A 22849-nucleotide genomic window follows, 5' to 3' on the forward strand; every position below is an offset into this window, starting at 1 on the left:
CGACACGCCAGAGGAATGACATGGCTGATCACGACGACGACTTCCCTGAGCTCGACAGCGCGCTCACCGAGCGCCTGTCGAGCATCGACGAGGAGCTCGCCGCCCAGCGCGCGCAGACGCTCCGCGCCGGGCTCGACGACTACGACCTGGACGACGAGGACCTCGAGGTCCTCGAAGCGGCGACCGACGACCCCGACCAGGTCACGTACCTGCCGGCGCTGCCCGTGCTCGCGGTGGTCGGCCGCCCGAACGTCGGCAAGTCGGCGCTCATCAACCGCATCCTCGGCCGCCGCGAGGCCGTCGTCGAGGACACCCCCGGCGTCACGCGCGACCGCGTCTCCTACAAGGCCGAGTACGCCGGCCGTTGGTTCACGCTGGTCGACACCGGCGGCTGGGAGCCCGACGCCAAGGGCATCAACGCGTCCGTCGCCATGCAGGCCGAGATCGCGATGGACCTCGCCGACGCCGTGCTCTTCGTCGTCGACGCCAACGTCGGCGCCACGAGCACGGACGAGCACGTCGTCCGCCTGCTCCGCAAGACCAAGAAGACGGTGATCCTCGCGGCCAACAAGGTCGACGACGCGCGCCAGGAGCCGAACGCCGCGTCGCTGTGGTCGCTCGGCCTCGGCGAGCCGCACCCCGTCTCCGCGCTGCACGGCCGCGGCGTGGCCGACCTGCTGGATCTCGTGCTGAAGACCCTGCCGCTCGTCTCCAAGGTCGCCAAGGAGGAGGTCGGCGGACCCCGCCGCGTCGCCATCCTCGGCCGCCCGAACGTCGGCAAGTCGAGCCTGCTCAACAAGGCCGCGGGCGAGGAGCGCGTGGTCGTCAACGAGCTCGCCGGCACCACGCGGGATCCCGTCGACGAGCAGGTCGAGATCGCCGACAAGGTGTGGCGCTTCGTCGACACCGCCGGGATCCGCCGCCGCATGCACCTCGCCCAGGGCGCCGACTTCTACGCGTCGCTCCGCACGAGCGCGGCGCTGGAGAAGGCGGAGGTCGCGGTCGTCATGATCGACGTCTCCGAGGTCATCAGCGAGCAGGACATCCGCATCATCGAGCTGGTGCTCGAGTCGGGCCGCGCGCTCGTGCTCGCGTTCAACAAGTGGGACCTGCTCGACGACGAGCGCCGCCGCTACCTCGAGCGCGAGATCGAGACCGACCTCGCGCACGTGTCGTGGGCGCCGCGCGTCAACATCTCGGCGCGTACCGGCCGCCACATGGAGAAGCTCGTGCCGGCGCTCGAGACGGCGCTGGAGTCGTGGGACACCCGCATCGCGACGGGCAAGTTCAACGCGTTCCTCGCCGAGCTCACCGCAGCGCACCCGCACCCCGTGCGCGGCGGCAAGCAGCCGCGCATCCTGTTCGGCACGCAGGCCTCGAGCCGGCCGCCGACATTCGTGCTCTTCACGACCGGGTACCTCGACCCGCAGTACCGCCGCTACATCCAGCGTCGCCTGCGCGAGATCTACGGCTTCGAGGGCAGCCCGATCATCGTCAACATGCGCGTGCGGGAGAAGCGGAAGCGCTAGGTGTACTGGGTCATGACGTTGGTGACACTCGGGCCGCGGGCGTGAGCCCGTGGCTTGAGTGGATTCGTTCAGTGTTGTAGTGCTCGATGAAGGGGTCAAGCGCGTCGGCGCGGTGTTGGTTGCTGGTGAAGGGTTGCCGGTAGGCCCACTCGGTCGCGAGGGTCCGGTTGAAGCGCTCGACCTTGCCGTTCTGCCAGGGGCAGTGCGGGCGGATGAACTTCTGCCGCGCGCCCAGGTCCTGGACGGCGTTCTTGAACGCGGTCGAGTGCCGGTAGGCGAACGCGTTGTCCGTGATGACCCGCTCGATCCGGGTGATCCCATGCCCGGCGAAGTACGCCGCTGCGCGGGTCAGGAACCCGGCCGCGGTCGCGCCTTTCTCATCGGGATGGATCTCCGCGTAGGCGAGACGGGTGTGGTCATCGACCGCGGCATGGACGTAATCGAACCCGATCCCGCGGCCGCGGACCTGCTCGCTGCGCCCGTGGACCCGCCAGCCGCCTCCGTCCGGGATCCTCCCGAGCTTCTTCACGTCCACGTGGATCAGATCACCCGGATGCTCGTGCTCATACCGGTGCGCCGTTGACCGGGATGCCCGGATCACGGCCCCGGTGACGGGGTCCAACCATGCCAACGGCGGCGCCCCGTGCCGGCGCAGGATGCGGGAGATCGTACGGGATGGAACACCTGTCACCGGCGCCAGCCGCGCAGGACCCGCCCGCAACTGGGCCCGCGCTTCCAGCACGGCCCGTTCCCGCTCCGGGCTCGTTCGCCTCGGTACTGACCGGGGCCGCGATGACCGATCCGTCAGCCCTCGCAGCCCCTCGGCACGGAACCGGTTCACCCATCGATGCGCGCACTGCCGCGACACCCCCAGCTCCCGCGCGACGTGCGCGACCGGCCGACGATCCTCCACCACCCGCCGCACGAGGAGAACCCTCCCGTGAACCGTCAGACGAGCATTACCGTGGGACATCGAGGCCTCCTGGCGATGGTTGAACTGAACAGCTCCATCAAGCCAGGAGGCCTCTTCACACGCCCCGAAGTGTCACCAACGTCATGGCCGAGTACAGCTAGGCGCTCCCGTCCCGGCGGTCACGCGAGGTCGACGACCGTGCGTCGGTCGGCGTCGCGCGACGCGCGGCGTCAGGCGGGGGCCAAGCCGTAGGACGGCAGCTGTTGTTGGATGACCGCGAACGGGAGGTACGTCATCTTGTCGACGCCCGCGTATCTCCCGTAGCCCACGATGGTTCCGTATATCTTGCCGTCCACGCTCATGACCGGCCCACCTGAATCCCCGTCGAAGATGTTCGGGCCCGCGATGTCGCCCGTGTGCAGGATGGGGTCGGAGACGAACCACGTCCGGGGGAGCTGCCCGGGGACGAAGCCGCAGATGATCCCGGTGGTCCGTCCGCTCGTGCAGAACTGCTCACGCGGCGTGGGGCTGCCGACTCCCCGGACCGGCGTCACCATCGGCCGGTAGTCCCGGGAGTAGGGCGCAGGGGCGAGGACGGAGCCGACCGCGCGCGGCTCATACGCCACGATGACGTGGCAGTAAGGGCCGTAGGACGTGTACGAGCAGATCTGTCGACGCTGCGCGAGGGGCGCCACCGTGATGAGCTCGACGTCGTGCTGATCGGAGACCCAGTCGACGCGCCCCGCGACTCCCGAGCCGAGGAGCACCGCAGCGTGCAACGGATTGCAGTGCTTCGCCGTGAGCACGTACCGCGTCGCCCGCTGCGCCGGAAGCACGTAGGAGGCCACACTGTGGTAGTCGAGCACAGGGCCCGCGGTGCAGAAGCTGCCATCCGAGTTGCGGATCTGGGATCCCGCCATGACCGGTGCCTGGAGGCGCACGGCGTCCACGGCCGAAGCCGGTGTCGCCCCCAGCGGCAGCAGGAGGGCTGCGCCCGCAAGCGTGGCGAGCGCGAACCGGAGTTGTACCGACGGGAGGACGCGTCGGAGGCCGTCGATCACCCGTCCGATGGACGCGCGCGTGAGCAGAGGAAGTCGTCGCATGGGGGCCTGTTCGATTACCGGACGATGGAGGCCGCATGCGGGTGCAGCGGGCGAAGCGAAGTCAAGCAGCTGTACATCGTCCGGGAGCGCGGGTTGCACAGCCTGGAGCACCGCAGCACTCCCGGCGCTCCGGGACAGCGCTCCAGCGGCGGTGGGCGGCGCGCTGATGCTCCGGATCCGCGCCGTCCACCGCCGGGGGAGACCGGATCACGTGTACCAGGTCGGCTCCGGGATCTCGCCGAGCAGCACGTGCCGCCCCACCTCGCGGCGCTTGTAGGCGACGGGGTCGTGGAGGCTGTGGGTGCGCAGGTTCCGCCAGAAGACGTCGAGGCCCACGCTCGACGCCGACGCCCGGGCGCCGGTGAGCTCGAACACGCGCGTGCCGACCTCGAGGCCGTCCTCCACGATGCGCGCCTTCGCGGCCGCGACCCGCACGGCGACCTCGCCCCGCGCCCGCTCCGTCAGCTTCTCGCGCGGCGCGTGCAGGAGGGCGCTGATCTCCGCGCCCACCCGGTCCAGCAGCGCCTCCGACGCCCACACCTTCGACTGCAGCTGCCCGTAGCCCTCGAGCACGTACCACTCGTCCGTCGCGCGCTCCTTGTCGTCGCCGCCGTACGGCCAGGCGCGCGTCGTGCTGCGCGTGTACGCCGCCGCCGTCTCGAGCGCGCCCTCGGCGATCCCCTGGTAGAAGTTCGCGAACACCAGCTGGATCGCGGGCACGTTGAGCGTGCCATAGACGAGGGGGTGAAAGACCTTGTCGACGAACCCGGCGGCGTCGGTCCACGGCACCCGCACGTCGCGGATCTCGACCGAACCCGACTCTGTGAGCCGCTGCCCGAGGCTGTCCCAGTCGTGCCCGAAGACGATGCCCGGCTGATCCGTCGGCACGATCGCGAACACGTGCGTCTCCGTGCCCGCGAGCACGCCCTCGAGAACCGTGAGGTCGGAGACGACGCCGCCCGTGCTGAACGACTTGCGGCCGGAGAAGATCAGGTCGTCGCCGTCCTCGTGGATGACGAGGTCGGAGTCGCGCGGGTTCACGGCGCCGCCGAAGAGGAGGTTCCCGGTGGTCGCCAGCTTCTCGACGGCCTCGATCTGCGCGTCGGTGCCGACGAGCCGCGCCGCCCACGCCCAGAGATAGTGGTAGCCGAGGAGCTGGCCGATGGATCCGTCGCCGCGCGCGACCGCGCGGATCACCTTGTAGGCCGTGTCCCACGTCTGCCCGCCGCCGCCGTGCTCCGCGGGGCCGAGCAGCGTGACGAGGCCGGCGTGCTTGAGCAGCGCGACCTCCTGGTGCGGGCTCGCGCCGGCGCGATCGCGCTCGACCTGGTCGACGGCGAGGATGTCGGCGACCTCGCGGGCGCGGGCGATCCACGCAGCCGGCGTGGTGGGATGCGGGGCGCCCTTCCAGCGGTCGACGGGCGCGTCGCCGAGGGGGGCGGGGCGCGGGCGGTTTGTCTTCGCGTCGGTGGTGCCGTGGGCGGGTGCGGGGGAGCCGGATGCGGGTCGGGGCTCGCGGTCGATCAGGGTCATGTCCTGTCCTCTCGTGAAGGGGCGCGACCGGTGCCGCGCCTCGCGGTGGGGCCACGGTAGGGTCCGGCTCATCGCGCTTCCACGTCTGTGACGAGGAGTTGCCGCATGTGACGACGCATGCCGTCACGAACCGACATGGGATGCGCCTGCGTCGCAGGCGCATCCCATGCGGCGCAGTCCAGGCTGACGGGCCGCCGCTCAGCCCGCCGGAGCCAATACGTAGTTCGGCTGAAGATGGGCGAACACGCTCCACGGCATGTAGTCGATCTTGCGCACGCCGCCGTAGATGCCCCCTCCGCTCACGAAGCCGTACAGCGTGCCGGAGCGGCTCATCACCGGTCCGCCGGAATCACCCGGTTGGACATCCAGCGAGCGATCCTCGGCGGCTCGGATGCCGGGGTGGACGGCGGCGATCGCCGCCGGCGTGGTCGTCCGCACGAGGCCGCATGCGACGCCGGCGCGGATGGCACTCACGCAGAAGACCCTGTCGTCGGGCTCACCGGTCGCCACCAGCGGCGTGCGCTGCTCGCGCCATGTGTTGTCGTCGCGGGTGATGATGCGTCCGACGGCTTGCGGGTGGTAGGTGAGGACGATGCGGCAGTACTCGCCCGCGCTCGTGTGGGAGCACACCGCCGCCCTCTCTGTCGATGGCGAGACGACGATGAGCTCGAGGTCGTGCAGCTCATCCCGCCAGATCACCTTGCCGGGGACGCTCGACCCGAGGGTCACGTTCTCGTTCAGGTCCCCGCAGTGAGCCGCCGTGACCACGTACCGGGTCGCGCCCTCCCACGAGTTGAAGTAGGTCGTCCAGCGGTCGTACTTGAGGACGGCCCCTGCCGTGCATTTGTACCCGCTCGCGTTCCTGATCTGAGATCCCGCCATGACCGGGGTGGCCAAGCGGAGAGGGCTGACCGCGGAGGCCGGGGCGGCGCCCGTGGTGAGGACGAGGGCGGCGGCGGCCAGCGCCGTCACGAGGCCGAGGAGCCGGCGTCGGGGACGCGGGTGGTGAAGGGGGAGGCGCATGCGATGTCGATTCTGATGAGGGCCCGCGAGCGCCGAGCCGCGACGTCAGGCCGGCGTCGGCGTCGCCCTCCGCGGCTGAGCTCGAGGAGGGCGGTGGGCGATCGGGGTGGAGAGATGGGAAGGGAGGATGCGATCGAGAACGACGCGATGATCGGGTGGGCCGACCCGGCTGCCGGTCCCGCCGAACGGAGGCCAGGCAAGCAGATGCGTCCTCCTACTCGCACGCCGTGTCCACATCGCCGACGTCGTACCCTGTTCCGGGCGCACCCGACGCCCGCTCACGAGACCCGCGGAGGACGACACCGGTGGACCAGCTGCTCAGCCGTCTCGATCGGATCGCCGCCGGGCGCCAGGCCGGCCACGTCATCGCCGAGGACATGCGCGACCACCCGTTCACGGCCCGGGCGTTCCGCTGGATCCGGTGGATCCTCGTCGCCGAGACCATCGTGGGCGCGACCGCCGTGGCCATCGCCCTCACGCTCGCCTCGGACGGCATCGCCGTGGCGCCGGCCGTCTGGTTCCGCTCGTTCGTGGTGCTCGCGATGACGCTCACGCTCTACTACTTCGCCTGGCGCGCCTCGGCCGGCTACTGGTGGGCGTACTCGCGACTGCGCCTGTTCAGCCAGATCTTCCCCATCGTGACCCTCGTGATCGCCGCGATCCCCGGCCTCTACCCGCTCTGGATGGTCATCGAGCAGATCGTCTTCTCGCTGCTGCTCATCGGGGTCGCGGACATCCTGCGGAGCGACCACATGCGGGAGGCGTTCCCGAAGCCGGTGCGGGCGCCGCGGGGTGCGGCGGCGGGCTCGTCATCCGCCCGGTCGTCGGGTGGCGCGACCGCCTGATCCGCTGCTGCTCCGCCTCGCCGGACGTGCCGGAGCAGTGCCGCCGATGCGGTAGGCTCTACGAGTTGCCCAGCGATGGGTAGCGGGCTGTGGCGCAGCTTGGTAGCGCACTTGACTGGGGGTCAAGGGGTCGCAGGTTCAAATCCTGTCAGCCCGACGGACATGCCTCGGAAGGACCTAGCGGTCCGGCCGGGGCATTCGTCATTTGCGGCCAAGGGCGTGCCGCGGTGCGCCCTATGCTCTTACGTAAGCGCTGCCGCTACGTGGCGGTCGGCAGCGCGAGCTTCCTTCTGCTCCGCCGCCAGCAACAGCAGTGATCCACTTGCCGGCCTGCGATGTCGGGGGTCGGGCGTCGGCTGCGTCCATGACAGACCTTTACATGAAGAACGGTCGTTCGCTTCATCGTACCGGTGACATGCTGCTTGCGCGCTCGGGAACGTAAGTGGGGAGGCGATTCCCGAGCATGAGCACCACCACCTTCGTTCCGGCGCGCCTGAAGATGGCGCGGGCCATTCGCCAGATGACCGCTACCGCACTCGCGGCCGAGGCCGGCACAACCCCGCCGTGGGTGTCGCAGGCTGAGCGCAGCAAAGATACGCCGAGCCCAGAGTTGATCCGTGAGTTTGCCCGTGTCCTCAACTTGCCTATCGAATTCTTCTATCGGCCTCTTAAGCACCTGCCACCGTCGGATGCCTTCCACTTCCGCGCGACGTCGAGGCTTGCTAAGAAGGATGAAGACATGGCGCGAGCGTTGTCGGCGCTTGCGATGGAGCTGTCTGACTGGATCGAGGACACCTACCGCGCTCCTGAACCGGCGGTTCCTGAGGTGCAGGACTTGATTGGGTCCGACGATGAGGTGGCACCGGAGCAGGCCGCGGAGGCACTTCGCGGCGCCTGGGGGCTCGGCGTTGCCCCGATCAAGAATTTGCTGCAGTTGCTCGAATCCAAGGGCGCCAAGATTTATTCGGCCGGTGGTCCTCTCCAGGCCATCGACGCCTTCTCATTCCGTCACGCGGCGACGCCGGTCATATTCCTGAATGTGCACAAGTCCGCGGAGCGACTGCGCTTCGACCTCGCGCATGAGCTTGGGCATCTCGTCATGCACGGTGGGTCGCTGCACGTCGAGCCTGGTAAGGAGAAGGAGCTGGCGGCGAACGACTTCGCCAGCGCGTTCCTCATGCCGCGCTCAGACGTGCTGGGTTCCATTCGCGGGAACTTGATGCTTGAGGACGTGCTCGTCCTCAAACGGCGTTGGCGTGTCAGCGCGATGGCGCTGAACCTCCGCGCACACCGGCTTGGTGTGATCTCAGAGTGGACCTACAGCACGCTTGCCAAGCAGCTCTCGATCGCCGGCTTCCGACGAGGTGAACCGGGATCCGACCTGCGAGTCGAGTCCTCGAGTCTGCTTACGCAGGTCATGAGCGACATGAGGGCCCGGGGGGATGGCTTCTCGGACATCGCGCGCGTCTTGAACGTTCGCGCACAGGACGTGCAGGATCTGATGCTCGGAATCGTAACCTTTGCGATTCAAGGAGAGGGAATGCGTGCTGTGCGCAGTACCGCCGACCTGCGCGAGGCGTCCGTTGCACCGGTAACGGATCTCAGCAGACACCGCGGCGCGCATCGAGGATGAGTGGAATCAGTGGACGACTTGGAGTCCGACGCTACCGGAGCGTTAGTTAGGGGCCATGTTGCGCGCGGCTGAAGGCACGCCGGGCCCTCCGCCTTTGTTTTATCCGCCGCCTCGGACAATTGGGCGCACCGTCGGATTGTTGTAGTTGCTGGCAATCATGCCGAGATCGAGAGTATGGTTCCACCCGGGGATTTCGGACAGTCGTCAGGGGGCGATAGGGCTACGCGGATCCAGATGTGCTTGCGTAATCGTCTAAGATCAATACGTTTACCCACGGCTTTCACGGCGCCGTCGTTCTGCGGTGTCGCGAAGGGAATGGACAAGCCGTAGCCGAGCTAGTCGGCGCGCTTCTTCTTGTCGCCGGGGTTGATGCCCAGGTGCATTCGGATTCGCAGTTCGCCCGCGCTGCGCCGCGCTTCGCCGCGCCACGAGTTGCCGTCCTGCGGTTTTGGGAGCGCGAGCTCGCGCGGGACGCCGCGGACGTGACCCTCGCCGCGGGCGAGAGAGCGCGAGCGCCACCGTTGAGAGCGAAGGATCGGCGGCGTCACTCGTGGCGCCGGAATCGGGGCCCGCGCCCCTTTCACCCCCATGCGAGGGCTTACGGCGCGGGGAGCCCGCCCATAGCCTCAGGCGTCGTCACTCGACGGCGACCCCTGCCGCTTACCCCTTGGCCGCGGCATCCACCCGAGGAGCTCCATGCCCGTCGTCCTCTCCGCCGCTCCCGCCGGCTGGTTCCCCGACGGATCCGGTCAGCTCCGCTACTGGGACGGATCCGCGTGGACGCAGCACGTCGCGCCGATGGTCCAGCCTGCCGCGACGCAGGCGCCCGCTCCGAGCGAGGCCGCGACGGCGGCCGTCGTCGCGTCGCAGCAGGCCGATGCCGCACGGAACGCGCAGGCCGCTGAGGCCGCCCACGACAAGGCCATGCGAGCCGCCGAGGCTGCGCAGGCGAAGGCCGTCCGCGCCGCGGAGGCCGAGCAACAGCGCGCCACCAAGCTCGCGCATCGCGAGGCGGCCATGCAGGCGAAGGCTGCGGAGCGCGAGGCGGCGGCTCGGGAGAAGAGCGCTCGAGCGGCCGCGGCGACCGCCGCGATGCCCGTGCAGCCTCGCACGCGTGCCAGCGCGGTGCCGGCCGCCCCTGCCGCCCCGAACGCCGTCCTCACCGACACGCGCCCCAGCCGCCACCCGGCGACCACCTGGGTCATCGCGGCGGCTGTCGCGCTGGCGGTGCTGATCACCACGGCGATCGGCGGATTCGGCGGCATGTTCGTGTCCGTCGGACTGGTCGCCCTGATCACCGCGCTGTACCCGCTCTTCACCGGCCGACGCAGCTGGGTCCCGGCGCTGGCTACGCGCCCCCGCAACAGCGCGACGGCAGCTGGCGCGATCCTGCTCCTGATCATCGGCGCCGCCGTCCCCGTGGCCGCATTGGCACCCGGTCCGCGCCAGGCGGATGCGATCTCCGCCAGCGCGAGTCCGACCCCGACCGCCACCCCGACGCCCACCGTGACGCCGACCCCGGTGGTCCACGTCGTAGAGGACGTCAACGCGAAGTCCGCCACGGACGCACGCGCGCTGCTGCGCGAGGCCGGCTACGTCGTCCAGTACGTGCTCGAGACGGGCGGGGTGCCGAGCGTCACCGACGGCATGACCGTGAAGTCGCAGAATCCAGTCGCTGGATCGCGCACGGCCGCGGGATCCACGGTGACGCTCACGCTGCTGGCGCTCGCGCCGACTCCGACGCCCGAGCCCACGGTCGCGCCGACGGTGGCGCCCGCGCCCCAGCCGGCGGCTCCCGCTCCGGCGCCTGTCGCTCCTGCTCCCGCTCCGGCACCCGCAGCTCCCGCGCCCGCCCCCGCGCAGCAGACCGGCGGCATCAACCCCGGCGGCTTCTGCTCGTCGGTGGGTGCCGTGGCGCAGGCCGACAACGGCCGCAGCTACAAGTGCGGCGGCAAGGGTGCCGACGCGAGCGGCCGGTACCACTGGAACACCATGTGATCCGGTCTCATGCGTCGTCGCCCCCACGTCTCCGAGCGGGGAGCGCGGAGGCCACCTGGCTGAAGTAGGGGAGCTGGCGCCACGCAGCGAGGTCGCCGATCACGAACAGCCGCCGGCGAGCGCGGCTCACCGCGACGTTGAGCAGGTTGACGCTCTCCGCGGCCCAGGCGCGCGCGCCGGGCTTGTCGGGATCACCACCGAGCACAAGCAGCACGACCTCGGCCTCGCGTCCCTGGGCGGTGTGGATGGTCCCCGCTGTCAGCCCCGGATAGTCGTACCTGAGAGAGCCGAGGCGATCCGCGACCGACCGGAAGGGCGAGATGGCGATGATCTCCTCCGCCTGGACGCCGAGCCCGAGCAGGTAGTCGATCGCGCTCCGGGCGCGCTCCAGCTGGCGGGGCTGGAGGTGGCTGCCGGGAGTCGTCGCCGGCTCGTCTGCCCAGTGGCTGGGGGTGATGCGAGGACCGTCGGGTCCGTCGAACCGGTCCGGTGGCGTCGCGGAAGATCTGTCGGGCACCGCGTGGAACATCAGCCCGGCGTACGCCATGCGGTTGCAGATCGTGAACATCGGATCGTCACACCTGCGATGCACACGCAGAGGTGCGCTCACCCACACGGTCTCGTCGCCCTGAGGCAGCGATGTCCCGAAGCGTGCCACTCGATCCGCGAGGGTCTGCACAGACGCCCGGGGCGGGATCCACGCGGGCGTCACCCCATGCGCCAGTGCGAGCGCACCGACCGTCTTCTGAGGGACGGAGATGATGGGCGGGAGCTGGAGGGGATCCCCGACGGCGACGACGCGTCGGGCCCGCCAGATCGAGGCCGCGGCGTGCTGCGGCGCCGCCTGGCCGGCCTCGTCGATGAGCAGCCACCCGAGCGCCTCGCGTCCGAGCGAGCCGAACATGCGGCCGGATGACGCGAAGGTGGTGGAGATCGCCGGGACCACGAGGAAGAAGAGCTGCCATGCCGCCTTCGCCTTCTCGCCCTCGAGGTCGGACGGGGAGGTGCCGGCGACGACCTGGCACGCGGCACGCAGACCACGGAGCATGGTCGACGCCGCGTTCGCGAGGAAGTCCCGATGCAGGTCCAGGGCAGCGAGGAAGAGGTCGGATCGCGCGGCGTCGAGCGTGGGGTCGAGCCAGGGCGCGACCAGCTCCCTCTGCTGATCCGTCCGGCCCGCCCCGGGGCGAGGTCCGGTGAGCCGCACGTCGTCCTGCTCGCATTCCGCCGTGGTCGTCGCCACCCGGTGGCGGACACCGGCGAGCTCCGTTCGGGCGGCCCGGACCTCCTCCGTAGCCCGCGTCCGAGCGAGGCGATCGGCCTCGGAACGTCGGCGCTCCTCGTCGTCGTGGGCCGCGGCCTGATCCCGGGCGCGCTCCAACGGCTGCAGCGCCAGGCGCCATTCGCGGACCGCGCGTCCGAGAGAGAGCAACGTCTCCCAGACGCCCGGCTTGACGAGCACATGGTCGTGGATCCGCCCCATCGCGCGCTCGAGCTCGGCAGCGGCGTCCGCTCGTGCGATGGCATGGACGGCGGCCTCGGTCTCCACCTGGGCCGCCCAGGCCTCCAGACGCACCACCGCGGCCGCGGTCTCGCGCTCCTGCCGCCTCAGGCTCGGGAGCACGCGGCGTCGGGCCTCAGCCTCTCGGCGTTCGCGGATCAACTCGTCGACCCTCCGCTCGGCGTCCTGGAACGCACGCCGAGCGTCATCCCACGGCCGGAACGGGTCGGACCCCTTGTCCCACCGCGTGAGCTGCTCCTGCATGCCCCGGACGGGCGCACGGCCGTGCGCCGCGAGCCTGTCGCTCTGCTCTCCAAACCAGAAGGCGGAGTAGAACGTGCCCCGGTTCTCCTTCTTCCCGAGCCTCGCTGCGACGAGGCCCCATGCACTCCGTGCCGTCGCTGTCCGGGGACGGCGTGGATGCGCCGGTCCTCCTCATCAGCAGGGACGCGAGCTCACCGAAGTAATCCGCCGATGCCCGCCACCGCGCGTCGATCGCGTCGCGTCCGGGGATCTGCGAGGAGATGTTCTCCACCGCGGAGTTGTTGGACGACGCCACGACCATCTCGAAGCCCGTGAGCTCCGGCCGGAGCTGCGGCACGGACATCCTGTGCCCCTGAGGCCCGTTCCACTGGTGGACGACGGAGGTGAAGGCGTCCTCGGGCCTCGCCAGCGCGGCGAGGCGCCGAGCCCGCTCGGTGACGTTGCCCGCGATGAGGTCGCGCAGCATCGTCGTCTTGCCGGTCCCCGGCGGGCCGTTCACCCCCATGAGGCCCGCTGTCGGCGCCAGGTCGTGCAGCGCGTGATCGACGGCGAACTGCTGGCTGGTGGCGAGCGGATGCTCCGGGGTCGTAGGCCATCTGCCCTTCGGGAGCCGCTCGATCCCCGCGCCCGCTTCCATGGCGTCGAGGTCCGCGACCACGTCGATGCGCCGATCCTCCGCCACGTCCTCGTCACCGGTGAGGTAGGCCGCCAGGGCGGCTCCCACGTCCCCCCGGGCGACCTGCTCGGACAAGGAAGTGAGGTCCTCGAGGTGGAAGCTGTTGAGGAAGTCGATCTCGGGCGCGCCCTCCGCCGTCCGGAGGGACATCGGAACGCTCTGGATCCGGATGGCATCGGTCGCGAGGTCGGCGTCCCCGACCAGCCCGGCCGAGGCATGAGCCAGCCGGAGGAGTCCGGAGAGGGCATCACCGTCGAGCGGTTCGAGACCCGCTTCTCCTGCGTCCGCGCGCACACCTTCGTACTCGTCGACCGCTTCGGTCCAGGCCTCAGCTGCACGGCCGAACCCGTCGATCCATTCACGGCTCGTCGTCACCGAGCTCGAGAGGTGTCCAACCGCCCATGAGGCCGAGGACAGGATCGCGGAATCGGGGACGTACCTCCCGCCGTCGTCGACGAGTAGGCCGGCCGCCGCCGTGGTGCCTCCCCGACGTTCCTGGTAGGCGTCGCGATCCTCCGGGAACAGCGCGTGCAGCCGCGCGAAGGTCGCCTCGACGGGATACGCACCGAGGTAGACGGTGTGCCGCCACACGCGATTCGCACCGTGGCGCGGAGGGGGAGGGGGAAGGGTATCCCATGGCAAGGGGTCACCGGGGCGCCAGGCCGAGACCCGGGTCTCGGAGGCATCGGTCCGGGCGGTCACCGCGGGGACCGGCTGTGGGTTCAGCAGCTCCAGCAGGAGCCAGAAGCGCAGGGTGCGGAGCTGATGGTCCTGGGTGCGTCGTTCGTCCATTCGGACATGATCACGGATGGCCGGGGCCGTCTGGGCGCTGTGCCCCGAATGCGTGTCGCGTGGTATGGGGTCACGCGACTCGGTCGTGCCCGACCGCGTGGGACCCGCGCCCGCCGACCCTCACCGCACCATCCGCATCGTGACCATCTCCGCCCCCTGGTACATCCGCCGCTCCACGCCGCCATCGCGCGCGAACCCGTTCCTGCGGTAGAACGCCTCCGCGCGTGGGTTGTCGTCGGCGGCCCAGAGGTAGGCGGGGGAGTCGCCGACGGCCGCGTCGATCAGGGCTTGGCCCGCGCCCGAGCCGTGGGCGGACGCGACCACGTTGATCGCGTACAGCTGGAAGGGGCGCGGCGGATCCTCGTCACGGGCCGGTCCCGCGAGGGCGAAGCCGACGATGCGGTCGCCGTCGAGGGCGACGAAGGGCGGAGCGGCGGCCGAGGAGGCCAGCGTCCCGCGCCACTGCTCGGCGCGCGCCGCGACATCGAGCCCGGCGAGATACTCAGCCGGCAGCAGGTGCGCGTACGTCTCCTGCCAGCTGCGGACGTGGACCTCGGCGATCCCCTCGGCGTCGTCGGGCACGGCGTGACGGACGGTGGGGTGCGCGGTCATCCTGCGACCCTAGGGGGAGCGGGCACCCGACGGCGGAGTCGACGGCGGGGAGGCGTCACGCTGGCGCCGGAACGGCGAGCAGGTGGTCGGCATTCCCCGGATGACGCCCGGTTGCACCCCGTTACGCCCTGTGTTCCCGGGATCTGCGAAGACCCTGCATGCGTGTTGGAGTCGTGTCACCCCAGCCGCACACAGCACACGCAGGAGCAGAACCATGCCTCGTCCTCCCCGCCCCGTGATCGCCCTCACCGCCCTCGTCGCGGCGACCGGTCTGATGGCCGGGTGCTCCGCGGGCGGCGGAGGGGGTCGAGCGGCCAGCGGCGAACCGAAGGCGGGCGGCACGCTCACCTACCTCGAGCCGCAGACCTGGACGACGCTCTACCCGCCGGCCGCGGGCTTCTACCCGAACGGCGCGGTGGTCAACAACATCACCGACCGGTTGCTCTGGCAGGATCCGGGGACGCTCGAGCTCGAGCCGTGGATCGCGACGGCGCTGCCCGAGGTGAACGCCGACGCGACCGAGTACACGTTCGACATCCGCACCGACGTCACCTACTCCGACGGCACGCCGCTCACCGCGGAGAACGTCGTCGCCAACTTCGACCTCTACGGGAAGGGCGACGTCGACCGCGCACTCACCGTCAGCGAGGCGATCAACAACTACGACCGCGGTGAGGTCGTCGACGCGGACACCGTCAGGTTCCACTTCACGGCTCCCTCGCCGGGCTTCGCGCAGGCCACCTCGACCATCAACTCCGGGCTCGTCTCCGATTCGACGCTCGCGAAGGCCGACGACGGCTTCGGACCGGGTCAGGCGGAGACGGTCATCGGGAGCGGGCCGTTCACGGTGTCCGGGGAGTCGGTGGGCACGCAGATCCAGCTCGCCGCCCGCGAGGACTACGACTGGGCGCCGCCCGCCGCCGAGCACCAGGGCCGGCCGCTCGTCGACGGGGTGGACCTCATGGTCGCCGCCGAGGACAGCGTGCGCGTCGGCACGGTCGTGGCCGGGCAGGCCGACGTCGCCCGGCAGATCGAGGCCCCCGACGAGGCGCAGTTCCGCACCGGCGACCTCCAGCTCGTCGCCGCCGCGACCAACGGCGTCGACAACGGTATCAACCTCCGCTTCCGCACGCCGCAGCTCGAGGACGTGCGCGTGCGGCAGGCGATCATCGCGGGCGTCGACCGGCCGGCGATCCTCGACACCCTGTTCAGCGACAGCTACCCGCTTGCGACCGGCGTACTGGCGAAGAGCGCGCTCGGCTACGTCGACACGTCGTCCTACTACGCGCACGACCCCGAGAAGGCCGCCGCGCTCCTCGACGAGGCCGGGTGGGCCCCCGGACCCGGCGGCATCCGCGAGAAGGACGGGCGGAAGCTGGAGCTCGTGGTGAACGAGGCGCTCCCGCAGCCGCGCTCCAAGGAGGTCGTGACGCTGATCCAGTCGCAGCTCGCCGAGATCGGCGTGGAGGTGGACCTGTTCTCGGGCGACCAGGCCGCGCAGACGAAGGCCTCGCAGGACCCGGACGCGCTCCAGGCGTACCACTCGATGGTCGGCCGCGCCGACTACGACGTCCTCAAGTCGCAGTACTTCTCCACGAACCGCAACGTGCTCCTCAACCGAAACCCCGCGGACGGCAGCATCGCCGACCCCGAGCTGGACGCGCTCCTCACCCGCATCGCGTCGGAGCCGACCACGGAAGCGCGCCAGGCCGCGTCCGCGGCGGCGCAGCAGCGCATCGCCGACCAGGCCTACGTGCTGCCGCTGTTCGAGGAGCCACAGGTCTACGGACTCCGCGGCGACGTGCAGGGCTTCGCCACCGAGTCCGTCGGCCGTCCCGTGTTCGCGGGCGTCTGGGTCGACCGCTGATGCGGCGCGTCCTTCCCTTGACGAGGAGCGCGGGACCGTGATGAGCTACGCCATCCGGCGCGCCGGCCAGGCCGTCATCGTGCTCGTCCTCGCCTACGTCGTGGCCTACGTGCTGCTCGCGGCGCTCCCCGGCGACGCGGTGCTCGCCCGCTATGGCAGCCCCGAGCTGGGCCTCTCGCCGGAGCAGCTCGCGGCGATCCGCGAGTCGTACGGGGCCGACCGCCCCCTCATCGTGCGACTCGGCGACTCCGCCGCCGCGTTCGCGCAGGGGCAGCTCGGGTACTCGGTGCAGAGCGGCGCGGCCGTATCCACGCTGCTCGCCACCGCGATCCCGTCGACGCTCGTGCTCGCGGTGCTCGGCCTCGTGGTCGCCGTGGTGCTGGCCGTGCCGATCGCGTTCCTCGCGACGTACGGCGGCGCCCGGTGGATCCGTCGCGTGTTCCGCGACCTGCCTCCGCTGCTCGTCTCGCTGCCCGTCTTTTGGGTGGGCATCATCCTCATCCAGGTGCTGTCGTTCCGGCTCGGGCTGGTGCCGATCATCGGCGCCAGCCCCGGGGAGGCGCTGATCCTGCCCGTGCTCACCATCGCCGTCCCGATCACGGCGCCGCTCGCGCAGGTGCTCATCCGCAGCATCGACGACGTCTCGGCCATGCCGTTCATCGAGGTGGTGCGGGCGCGCGGCGCCGGCACGCCGTGGCTGCTGCTGCACGGCGTTGGCCGGAACGCGCTGCTGCCCACGCTGACGATGGCCGGGCTCCTGTTCGGCGAGCTCGTCGGCGGGGCGGTCGTCACCGAGGCCGTGTTCGGCCGCGCGGGCGTCGGCCAGCTCACCGTGCAGGCCGTCGCGAGCCGCGACAGCCCGGTGCTGCTCGCGGTCGTCGTGCTCTCCACGGTCGCCTACGTCGTGATCAACCTCGCGGTCGACCTGCTCTACCCCGTTCTCGACGCGCGCCTGCGCGGAGGAGGTGCGCGATGAGCGCCACGCTCGCCACCATCGACGCGCCCCGCGCGCGTCCCCGCAGCCGCGCCCGGTTCGCCGGCGGCCTCGTGCTCCCCGTGCTCGTCGTGCTCGTGATGCTGCTGTGGGCGCTCGTCCCCGGGCTCTTCGCGTCCGGCAGCCCGACCGCCTCCGTCGCGCCGTCGCTGCAGGCGCCGAGCGCCGCGCACTGGTTCGGCACCGACTCCACCGGCCGCGACCTCTACACGCGCGTCGTGTTCGGGGCGTCGCAGTCGGTCGTCGGCGCGGTCGTCGCGGTTCTCGTGGGTCTCGTCGTCGGCACGCTGCTCGGCGTGGTCGCGGGCACGGTCGGCGGCCTCGTCGACGACGTGCTCATGCGGCTCGTCGACGTGCTGCTCGCGATCCCGGGCCTGCTGCTCAGCTTGAGCATCGTGATCCTGCTGGGCTTCGGCACCACGAACGCCGCGATCGCGGTGGGCGTCACATCCATCGCCGTGTTCGCGCGGCTGTCGCGGGCCGAGGTGGTGCGCGTGCGGATCAGCGAGTACGTCGAGACGGCATACGGATCCGGCGGCACCGTCGTGCAGGTGCTGCGCCGGCACGTGCTGCCGAACTCGCTCACGCCCGTGATCGCGCTCGCGGCCCTCCAGTTCGGATCCGCGATCCTGCAGATATCCACCCTCGGCTTCCTCGGCTACGGCGCCCCGCCGCCGACGCCCGAGTGGGGCCTGCTCGTCGCGGAGGGTCGCGACTACGTGGCCACCGCGTGGTGGCTCACGGTGCTCCCGGGCGCCGTGGTCGTGGCCGTCGTGCTCGCGACGAACCGCATCAGCCAGTCGATCCGCGGAGGGCAGCTCGCATGACCGATCCCCGGCATCCGCTCCTCGCCGTGCGCGACCTGCAGGTGGACTACCGGACGGCGGCGGGCACCCGCCGCGCGGTCGACGGCGTCTGCTTCGAGGTCGCCGCGGGGCGCGTGACGGCGCTCGTCGGCGAGTCCGGGTCCGGCAAGTCGTCCGTCGTGCAGGCCGTGGTCGGGCTTCTCGCCCGCAACGGATCCATCGCGGGCGGGGGCATCGCGCTCGGCGGTACGGAGCTGGTCGGCATCGGGGAGTCGCGGCTGCGCGGCATCCGCGGGCGCCGCATCGGACTCGTGCCGTAGGATCCGGGCAGCTCGCTCGACCCCGTCGCCACCATCGGCGCGAGCGTCGCCGAGGGGCTGCGGATCCACGGATCCCGCGACCGAGGCCGGAACCGCGCCCGCGTGCTCGACCTCCTCGAGCGCGTCGGAATCGACGACCCGGAGACGCGCGCCCGGCAGTACCCGCACGAGCTGTCCGGCGGCATGCGCCAGCGCGTGCTCATCGCCGCCGCGATCGCGCTCGAGCCCGAGCTGATCATCGCCGACGAGCCCACGAGCGCCCTCGACGTGACCGTGCAGCGCCGCGTGCTCGACCTCCTCGACCTGCTCCGCGAGGAGACGGGCGCGGGACTGCTGATGATCACGCACGACCTGGCGGTGGCCGCCGAGCGCGCCGACGAGGTCGTCGTGATGCAGCGCGGCCGTGTGCAGGAGACGGGACCCGCCGCGCGCGTGCTCGCGGCGCCGGCGTCCGCCTACGCGCGCGCGCTGCTCGCCGACGCGCCGTCGTTCCGGCAGGTCGTGCAGCGGGCGGCCGCGGTCGTGGATCCCGCTGCGCCGCCGCTCGTGGAGGTCACCGGCCTCCGCCGCGAGTTCCGGCGCCGCGGCGGATCCCCGCTCGTGGCCGTCGACGACGTCTCCTTCCGGGTGCCGCGCGGCACGACGCACGCGATCGTGGGGGAGTCCGGCTCCGGCAAGACCACGACCGGGCGCGTCATCGCGGGCTTTGACCGGCCGACGGCGGGCGAGGTGCGCGTCGGCGGCGTCGACGTGGCCGGCCTCCGCGGTCGGGGGCTCCGCGGGTTCCGGCGCACCGCGCAGCTCGTGCACCAGAACCCGTTCGGGTCGCTGGATCCGCGGCAGACCGTCGCGGAGATCGTGCGCGAGCCGCTCCTCAACTTCCGCGACGGCGCGGGCGCGGGTGACGCGGCCGCGCGCCGGGACGCGGTCGCCGAGCACCTGCGGCTCGTCGACCTGGCGCCCGAGACCGCCGACCGTCGACCGCGGGAGCTCTCCGGCGGGCAGCGGCAGCGCGTCGCGATCGCGCGCGCGCTCATCCTCCGGCCCGAGCTGGTGGTGTTCGACGAGGCCGTCTCGGCGCTCGACGTGACGGTGCAGGCGCAGGTGCTGCGCCTGCTCGCGCGGCTGCAGTCCGAGCTCGGGCTCACGTACGTGTTCATCTCGCACGACCTCGCGGTCGTGCGGCAGATCGCCGACACGGTCTCCGTGCTCCGGCGCGGCCGACAGGTCGAGGGAGGACGGGTGGACGACGTGTTCCACGACCCGCAGCACGAGTACACGCAGGAGCTGATCCGGGCGATACCCGGTCGCGGGATCCGCGGGGCCGGTGCGCCCGGCACCGGGGGCACCGCCCCCGCCCCCGCCGCGCGCGCCGACGAGGGGGCCCGCGCATGAGCGGCGCCCGGCTCGGCTTCTTCGGGCGCGTGCTCGATGCGGGCACGCCCGCCGAGCGCTACGAGGCGGCCTTGGAGCAGATCCAGCACGCCGAGCGGCACGGCTTCGCCTCGGTGTGGCTCGCGCAGCACCACTTCGGCGAGGAGGGCGGCGGCCTGCCGTCGCCGTTCGTGTTCCTCGCGGCGGCCGCGGCCCGCACCGCCCGCATCGGGCTCGGCACGGCCGTGCTCACGCTGCCGCTCGAGGATCCGCTGCGCGCCGCCGAGGACGCCTCCGTGCTCGACCTCCTGAGCGGCGGCCGCGTGCAGCTCGGGCTCGCGTCCGGCTGCACGCCCGCGTCGTTCCCGGCGTTCGGGCGCGACTCCGGCGACCGTCACGCACTGTTCCAAGATCACCTGCAGGTGCTGCTCGACGCGCTCGAGGGCCGCGGGGTGCGCGGCACGGGGTCGCGCATCTACCCTCCGGCCGACGGGCTCGCGGCGCGCATCTGGCAGGGCACGTTCTCGGTCTCGGGCGGCGCGCGCATCGGATCCCGCGGCGACGGCCTCCTGCTCTCCCGCACCCAGCCGCGCCCCGACACCGCGCCCGACGCGCCGCTGCACGAGCTGCAGCTGCCGATCATCGCCGCCTACCGGGAGGCGCTGCCCGCCGGCGCGCCCGAGCGGATCCTCGCGTCCCGGACCGCGCTCGTCGTGGATCCGTCCGACCGCGCCGCCGCGCGCGAGCTCGCCGAGCCCGCCCTCCGCCGCTTCGCCCGCAGCGTCATCGGCGAGCGGGCCGACGCGCTCGCCCTCGACGGGGTGCTCCGCGTGACCGACACGCACCTGGGCACGGTCGACGAGGTCGTCGACGGCCTCGCCGCCGACCGCACCCTCGACCCGGCGACCGACGTCTCGTTCCAGGTGCACTCGATCCCGGCCACGCACGCGCTCACGCTGCGGAGTCTCGAGCTGCTGGGCGCGGAGGTCGCGCCCCGCCTCGGGCTCGCGACCGCCGCCGCAGCCGCCGACGCGCTGCGCGCCGCCCACCTGCCCGCACCCACTCCGATCCTCGCTGGAGGAGCCGCATGACCCACCCCGCCGACGTCATCGACCTCCTGGCCGGCCTCGCCCCCGACCACCCCATGAGCCGCATCCGCGACCTCCGTCCCGCCGCCCGCGCGAACGCGCAGCGCAGCTTCGAGGCGCTGCTCGAGCCCGCGGTTCCCGGCGCGTTCACGTACGCCGAGCGGTACGCGGTCGCGGCCTTCGTCGCGCGGCTGCACGGATCCGACCGCGCCGCCGCCTTCTACGCCGACCTCCTCGGCGACGCCGACGCGTCGCTCGTGCCGGTCGTCGACCGGGCCGCGCGCGACGGCGCGACCGCGGGGCCCACGGGCGCGTACCGGGAACAGGGCCTCGTCGCCGAGAGCGTCGGCACGGATCCGTGGACCCCGGACGCCGCCACGCGCGACGCCGTCGGCCCGCGCCTCGCCGCCGCCCTCGCCCACGCGCACCTGCTGGTGATCCGGCCGCGCGAGTCGAGCCCGGAAGCCCTGCGCGCGCTCGGCGCCGCCGGGTGGACGCCCGACCAGATCGTGAGCCTGTCGCAGCTGATCGCATTTCTCGCGTTCCAGCTGCGCGTCGCGTGGGGCCTGGCCGTCCTGGCCGCGGACCCCGCCGTCGCGTCGGCCGCCGTGTCCGCGGATCCCGCCCGCACCGCATCCAGCGCCGACCCGGCAGGAGCCGCCGGATGACCGTCACCGACCCCGTCACCGACCCCGTCGACCTCGCCCGACCCGACGCGTTCACGCAGGAGGGCCTCGGCTGGGTGCCGTGGCTCGCGCCCGTCGACGAGGCCGACCTCGACGACGCGCAGCGCGCCGCCCTCGTGGAGCCCGCCCGCGCGCGCATGCCGTACTTCCGACTGCTGGCCCGGGACCCCGCCGCGCTCGAGGCCCGCACGCTCACCGACCTCGACGTCTTCCACAACCCGGACGGCGGGATCGGCCGGGCCGAGCGCGAGCTTGCCGCCGCCGCGACCTCCCGCGTCAACGGTTGCGTCTTCTGCGCGTCCGTGCACGCGGCCGCCGCCACGCGCTTCTCCGGTCGCGGCGACGACGTGCAGCGCCTCCTCGACCAGGGCAGGGGCGCGCCGCTCGGCGACGACCGGTGGGACGCCGTCGTCGCCGCCTCGGTGGCGCTCGCCGCGACGCCGCTCGCCTTCGGATCCGCCGACGTCGCCCGCCTCCGCGCGGCAGGCCTCGACGACGTGGCCGTGGTCGACGTCATCAACGGCGCCGCGTTCTTCAACTGGGCGAACCGGCTGATGTTGTCCCTCGGCGAGCCCGAGGTGCCCGCATCCCGGCGCGGAGCGGGCACGTGAGCGGTGTCCCCGTACCCGCCGTCCCGTCGCTCCTCGACCACGTCGTCATCGCGGGGCCGGACCTCGCGGCGCTCGTCGCGGGATTCGCCGACCGCACGGGCATCGTGGCGGAGTCCGGCGGCGTCCACCCCACCGGTACCGCCAACGCGTTCGTCGCGTTCACGGTCGCCGGCGTGCGCGGCCCCCGGTACCTCGAGCTCATCGGGCCGGACTTCGCCCGCGTCGACCGCGCCCTGCCGACGCGCTTCGGCATCGCGGACGTCGCGGCGGCCGCCCGGGCGCGCGGCGAGGATCCCGGCCCGGTCGCCGACCTGTCCCGGCGTGCACCCGTCGGCGCGCTCCTCGCGTGCCGGCTCACGCACCCGCGCGGCGCCCGGCCGGACGTGCCGTTCCTCATCGACTGGGGATCGACGTCGAACCCGGAGACGACCATCGGACCGGCCGTCGAGCTGCTCGCGTTCACGCAGACCGCGGTGGATCCCGCACCCACGGAGGCCGCGCGCGCCGCGCTCGACCTCCCGCCCGGAGCCCTCGCGGCCCTCGTCGTCGATCTGCGCGACGGCTACGCCCTGCGCGTGCGCGCGGCGGACGGGACGCCGGTCGACCGCTGACCGCCGCCGTCCGCGGTCAGCGGAGGAGGGGGTGGACCCACGGCCCATCCCCTCCCGGATGCGCGGCGGA

General features: G+C 72.1%; 18 protein-coding genes, 1 tRNA gene and 1 pseudogene. 13 read left to right on the forward strand and 7 right to left on the reverse strand.

All coding sequences use genetic code 11. The annotated features are described in order from the left end of the window. The first annotated feature begins 20 nt into the window (after positions 1-20). On the forward strand, positions 21-1529 hold the full coding sequence (gene der, locus CMS_RS06235) for a ribosome biogenesis GTPase Der (RefSeq protein WP_012298651.1): 1509 nt from the start codon (positions 21-23) through the stop codon (positions 1527-1529). Positions 1530-1539: 10 nt separating this feature from the next. Here der and CMS_RS06240 read toward each other — a convergent pair whose 3' ends face one another. The 4 genes from CMS_RS06240 to CMS_RS06255 form a co-directional block, all read right to left on the reverse strand. Then, positions 1540-2502 carry an IS481-like element IS1121 family transposase gene (locus CMS_RS06240; protein ID WP_012296860.1) on the reverse strand — a complete coding sequence of 321 codons (963 nt, stop codon included), beginning with the start codon at positions 2500-2502 and terminating at the stop codon, positions 1540-1542. A 170-nt stretch (positions 2503-2672) separates the two neighbouring features. Beyond that, on the reverse strand, positions 2673-3545 hold the full coding sequence (locus tag CMS_RS06245) for a trypsin-like serine protease (protein WP_133064120.1): 873 nt from the start codon (positions 3543-3545) through the stop codon (positions 2673-2675). Positions 3546-3752: 207 nt separating this feature from the next. After that, on the reverse strand, positions 3753-5078 hold the full coding sequence (locus tag CMS_RS06250; RefSeq protein WP_198433875.1) for an acyl-CoA dehydrogenase family protein: 1326 nt from the start codon (positions 5076-5078) through the stop codon (positions 3753-3755). A gap of 198 nt (positions 5079-5276) precedes the next feature. After that, on the reverse strand, positions 5277-6050 hold the full coding sequence (locus CMS_RS06255; protein WP_012298654.1) for a chymotrypsin family serine protease: 774 nt from the start codon (positions 6048-6050) through the stop codon (positions 5277-5279). Positions 6051-6406: 356 nt separating this feature from the next. Here CMS_RS06255 and CMS_RS06260 point away from each other — a divergent pair, with 356 nt between their 5' ends. The 4 genes from CMS_RS06260 (at position 6407) to CMS_RS06275 (ending at position 10577) form a co-directional block, all read left to right on the forward strand. After that, on the forward strand, positions 6407-6946 hold the full coding sequence (locus tag CMS_RS06260; RefSeq protein WP_012298655.1) for a hypothetical protein: 540 nt from the start codon (positions 6407-6409) through the stop codon (positions 6944-6946). Positions 6947-7029: 83 nt separating this feature from the next. After that, positions 7030-7103 (forward strand) — tRNA-Pro (locus tag CMS_RS06265). Positions 7104-7409: 306 nt separating this feature from the next. Further along, positions 7410-8579: an XRE family transcriptional regulator gene (locus CMS_RS06270; protein ID WP_049791903.1), complete on the forward strand. Its 1170-nt coding sequence runs from the start codon at positions 7410-7412 to the stop codon at positions 8577-8579. Positions 8580-9275: 696 nt separating this feature from the next. Next, on the forward strand, positions 9276-10577 hold the full coding sequence (locus CMS_RS06275) for a DUF2510 domain-containing protein (RefSeq protein ID WP_012298658.1): 1302 nt from the start codon (positions 9276-9278) through the stop codon (positions 10575-10577). A 7-nt stretch (positions 10578-10584) separates the two neighbouring features. Here CMS_RS06275 and CMS_RS17810 read toward each other — a convergent pair whose 3' ends face one another. The 3 genes from CMS_RS17810 to CMS_RS06285 form a co-directional block, all read right to left on the reverse strand. Continuing rightward, positions 10585-12201 (reverse strand): DEAD/DEAH box helicase, encoded by a 1617-nt coding sequence (locus CMS_RS17810; RefSeq protein WP_223842743.1) that lies wholly within the window; start codon positions 12199-12201, stop codon positions 10585-10587. A gap of 82 nt (positions 12202-12283) precedes the next feature. Next, complete coding sequence (locus CMS_RS17815) at positions 12284-13810, reverse strand: hypothetical protein (protein WP_012298660.1); 1527 nt, start codon at positions 13808-13810, stop codon at positions 12284-12286. 120 nt (positions 13811-13930) lie between these two features. Next, positions 13931-14422 (reverse strand): GNAT family N-acetyltransferase, encoded by a 492-nt coding sequence (locus CMS_RS06285; protein WP_041464473.1) that lies wholly within the window; start codon positions 14420-14422, stop codon positions 13931-13933. Positions 14423-14636: 214 nt separating this feature from the next. On the opposite strand from CMS_RS06285, the gene CMS_RS06290 reads away from it, so the two are divergent. From CMS_RS06290 to CMS_RS06325, 8 genes and pseudogenes are all read left to right on the forward strand, one after another. Then, a complete protein-coding gene (locus CMS_RS06290; RefSeq protein ID WP_012298662.1) occupies positions 14637-16289 on the forward strand; it encodes a TIGR04028 family ABC transporter substrate-binding protein in 1653 nt (550 codons plus the stop codon). A gap of 40 nt (positions 16290-16329) precedes the next feature. Next, the gene (locus tag CMS_RS06295) at positions 16330-17265 is read left to right on the forward strand and encodes an ABC transporter permease (RefSeq protein ID WP_041464474.1); all 936 of its coding nucleotides are present in this window, start codon (positions 16330-16332) and stop codon (positions 17263-17265) included. Continuing rightward, positions 17262-18110: an ABC transporter permease gene (locus tag CMS_RS06300; RefSeq protein ID WP_012298664.1), complete on the forward strand. Its 849-nt coding sequence runs from the start codon at positions 17262-17264 to the stop codon at positions 18108-18110. The genes CMS_RS06295 and CMS_RS06300 overlap by 4 nt, the downstream gene beginning before the upstream one ends. Continuing rightward, positions 18107-19804, forward strand: a pseudogene (locus CMS_RS06305) (dipeptide ABC transporter ATP-binding protein). Before CMS_RS06300 ends, CMS_RS06305 begins: the two are co-directional and overlap by 4 nt. Beyond that, the gene (locus CMS_RS06310) at positions 19801-20874 is read left to right on the forward strand and encodes a putative FMN-dependent luciferase-like monooxygenase (protein ID WP_012298665.1); all 1074 of its coding nucleotides are present in this window, start codon (positions 19801-19803) and stop codon (positions 20872-20874) included. Before CMS_RS06305 ends, CMS_RS06310 begins: the two are co-directional and overlap by 4 nt. Continuing rightward, the gene (locus CMS_RS06315; RefSeq protein ID WP_012298666.1) at positions 20871-21539 is read left to right on the forward strand and encodes a CMD domain protein; all 669 of its coding nucleotides are present in this window, start codon (positions 20871-20873) and stop codon (positions 21537-21539) included. Before CMS_RS06310 ends, CMS_RS06315 begins: the two co-directional genes overlap by 4 nt. Next, positions 21536-22168, forward strand: a complete 633-nt coding sequence (locus CMS_RS06320; RefSeq protein ID WP_012298667.1) for an alkylhydroperoxidase domain protein — start codon at positions 21536-21538, stop codon at positions 22166-22168. Before CMS_RS06315 ends, CMS_RS06320 begins: the two co-directional genes overlap by 4 nt. Beyond that, positions 22165-22779, forward strand: a complete 615-nt coding sequence (locus CMS_RS06325; RefSeq protein ID WP_012298668.1) for a VOC family protein — start codon at positions 22165-22167, stop codon at positions 22777-22779. Before CMS_RS06320 ends, CMS_RS06325 begins: the two co-directional genes overlap by 4 nt. Positions 22780-22849: the final 70 nt, after the last annotated feature.

This window comes from Clavibacter sepedonicus (genome assembly GCF_000069225.1).
GTDB classification, from domain to species: Bacteria; Actinomycetota; Actinomycetes; order Actinomycetales; family Microbacteriaceae; genus Clavibacter; species Clavibacter sepedonicus.

What these genes read in the sequence shown, in the direction of transcription:
- der (WP_012298651.1), top strand. Translation starts at nt 21, where the DNA reads ATGGCTGATCACGACGACGACTTCCCTGAGCTCGACAGCGCGCTCACC.
- CMS_RS06240 (WP_012296860.1), bottom strand. Translation starts at nt 2,502, where the DNA reads ATGTCCCACGGTAATGCTCGTCTGACGGTTCACGGGAGGGTTCTCCTC.
- CMS_RS06245 (WP_133064120.1), bottom strand. Translation starts at nt 3,545, where the DNA reads ATGCGACGACTTCCTCTGCTCACGCGCGCGTCCATCGGACGGGTGATC.
- CMS_RS06250 (WP_198433875.1), bottom strand. Translation starts at nt 5,078, where the DNA reads ATGACCCTGATCGACCGCGAGCCCCGACCCGCATCCGGCTCCCCCGCA.
- CMS_RS06270 (WP_049791903.1), top strand. Translation starts at nt 7,410, where the DNA reads ATGAGCACCACCACCTTCGTTCCGGCGCGCCTGAAGATGGCGCGGGCC.
- CMS_RS06275 (WP_012298658.1), top strand. Translation starts at nt 9,276, where the DNA reads ATGCCCGTCGTCCTCTCCGCCGCTCCCGCCGGCTGGTTCCCCGACGGA.
- CMS_RS17815 (WP_012298660.1), bottom strand. Translation starts at nt 13,810, where the DNA reads ATGGACGAACGACGCACCCAGGACCATCAGCTCCGCACCCTGCGCTTC.
- CMS_RS06285 (WP_041464473.1), bottom strand. Translation starts at nt 14,422, where the DNA reads ATGACCGCGCACCCCACCGTCCGTCACGCCGTGCCCGACGACGCCGAG.
- CMS_RS06290 (WP_012298662.1), top strand. Translation starts at nt 14,637, where the DNA reads ATGCCTCGTCCTCCCCGCCCCGTGATCGCCCTCACCGCCCTCGTCGCG.
- CMS_RS06295 (WP_041464474.1), top strand. Translation starts at nt 16,330, where the DNA reads ATGAGCTACGCCATCCGGCGCGCCGGCCAGGCCGTCATCGTGCTCGTC.
- CMS_RS06300 (WP_012298664.1), top strand. Translation starts at nt 17,262, where the DNA reads ATGAGCGCCACGCTCGCCACCATCGACGCGCCCCGCGCGCGTCCCCGC.
- CMS_RS06310 (WP_012298665.1), top strand. Translation starts at nt 19,801, where the DNA reads ATGAGCGGCGCCCGGCTCGGCTTCTTCGGGCGCGTGCTCGATGCGGGC.
- CMS_RS06315 (WP_012298666.1), top strand. Translation starts at nt 20,871, where the DNA reads ATGACCCACCCCGCCGACGTCATCGACCTCCTGGCCGGCCTCGCCCCC.
- CMS_RS06320 (WP_012298667.1), top strand. Translation starts at nt 21,536, where the DNA reads ATGACCGTCACCGACCCCGTCACCGACCCCGTCGACCTCGCCCGACCC.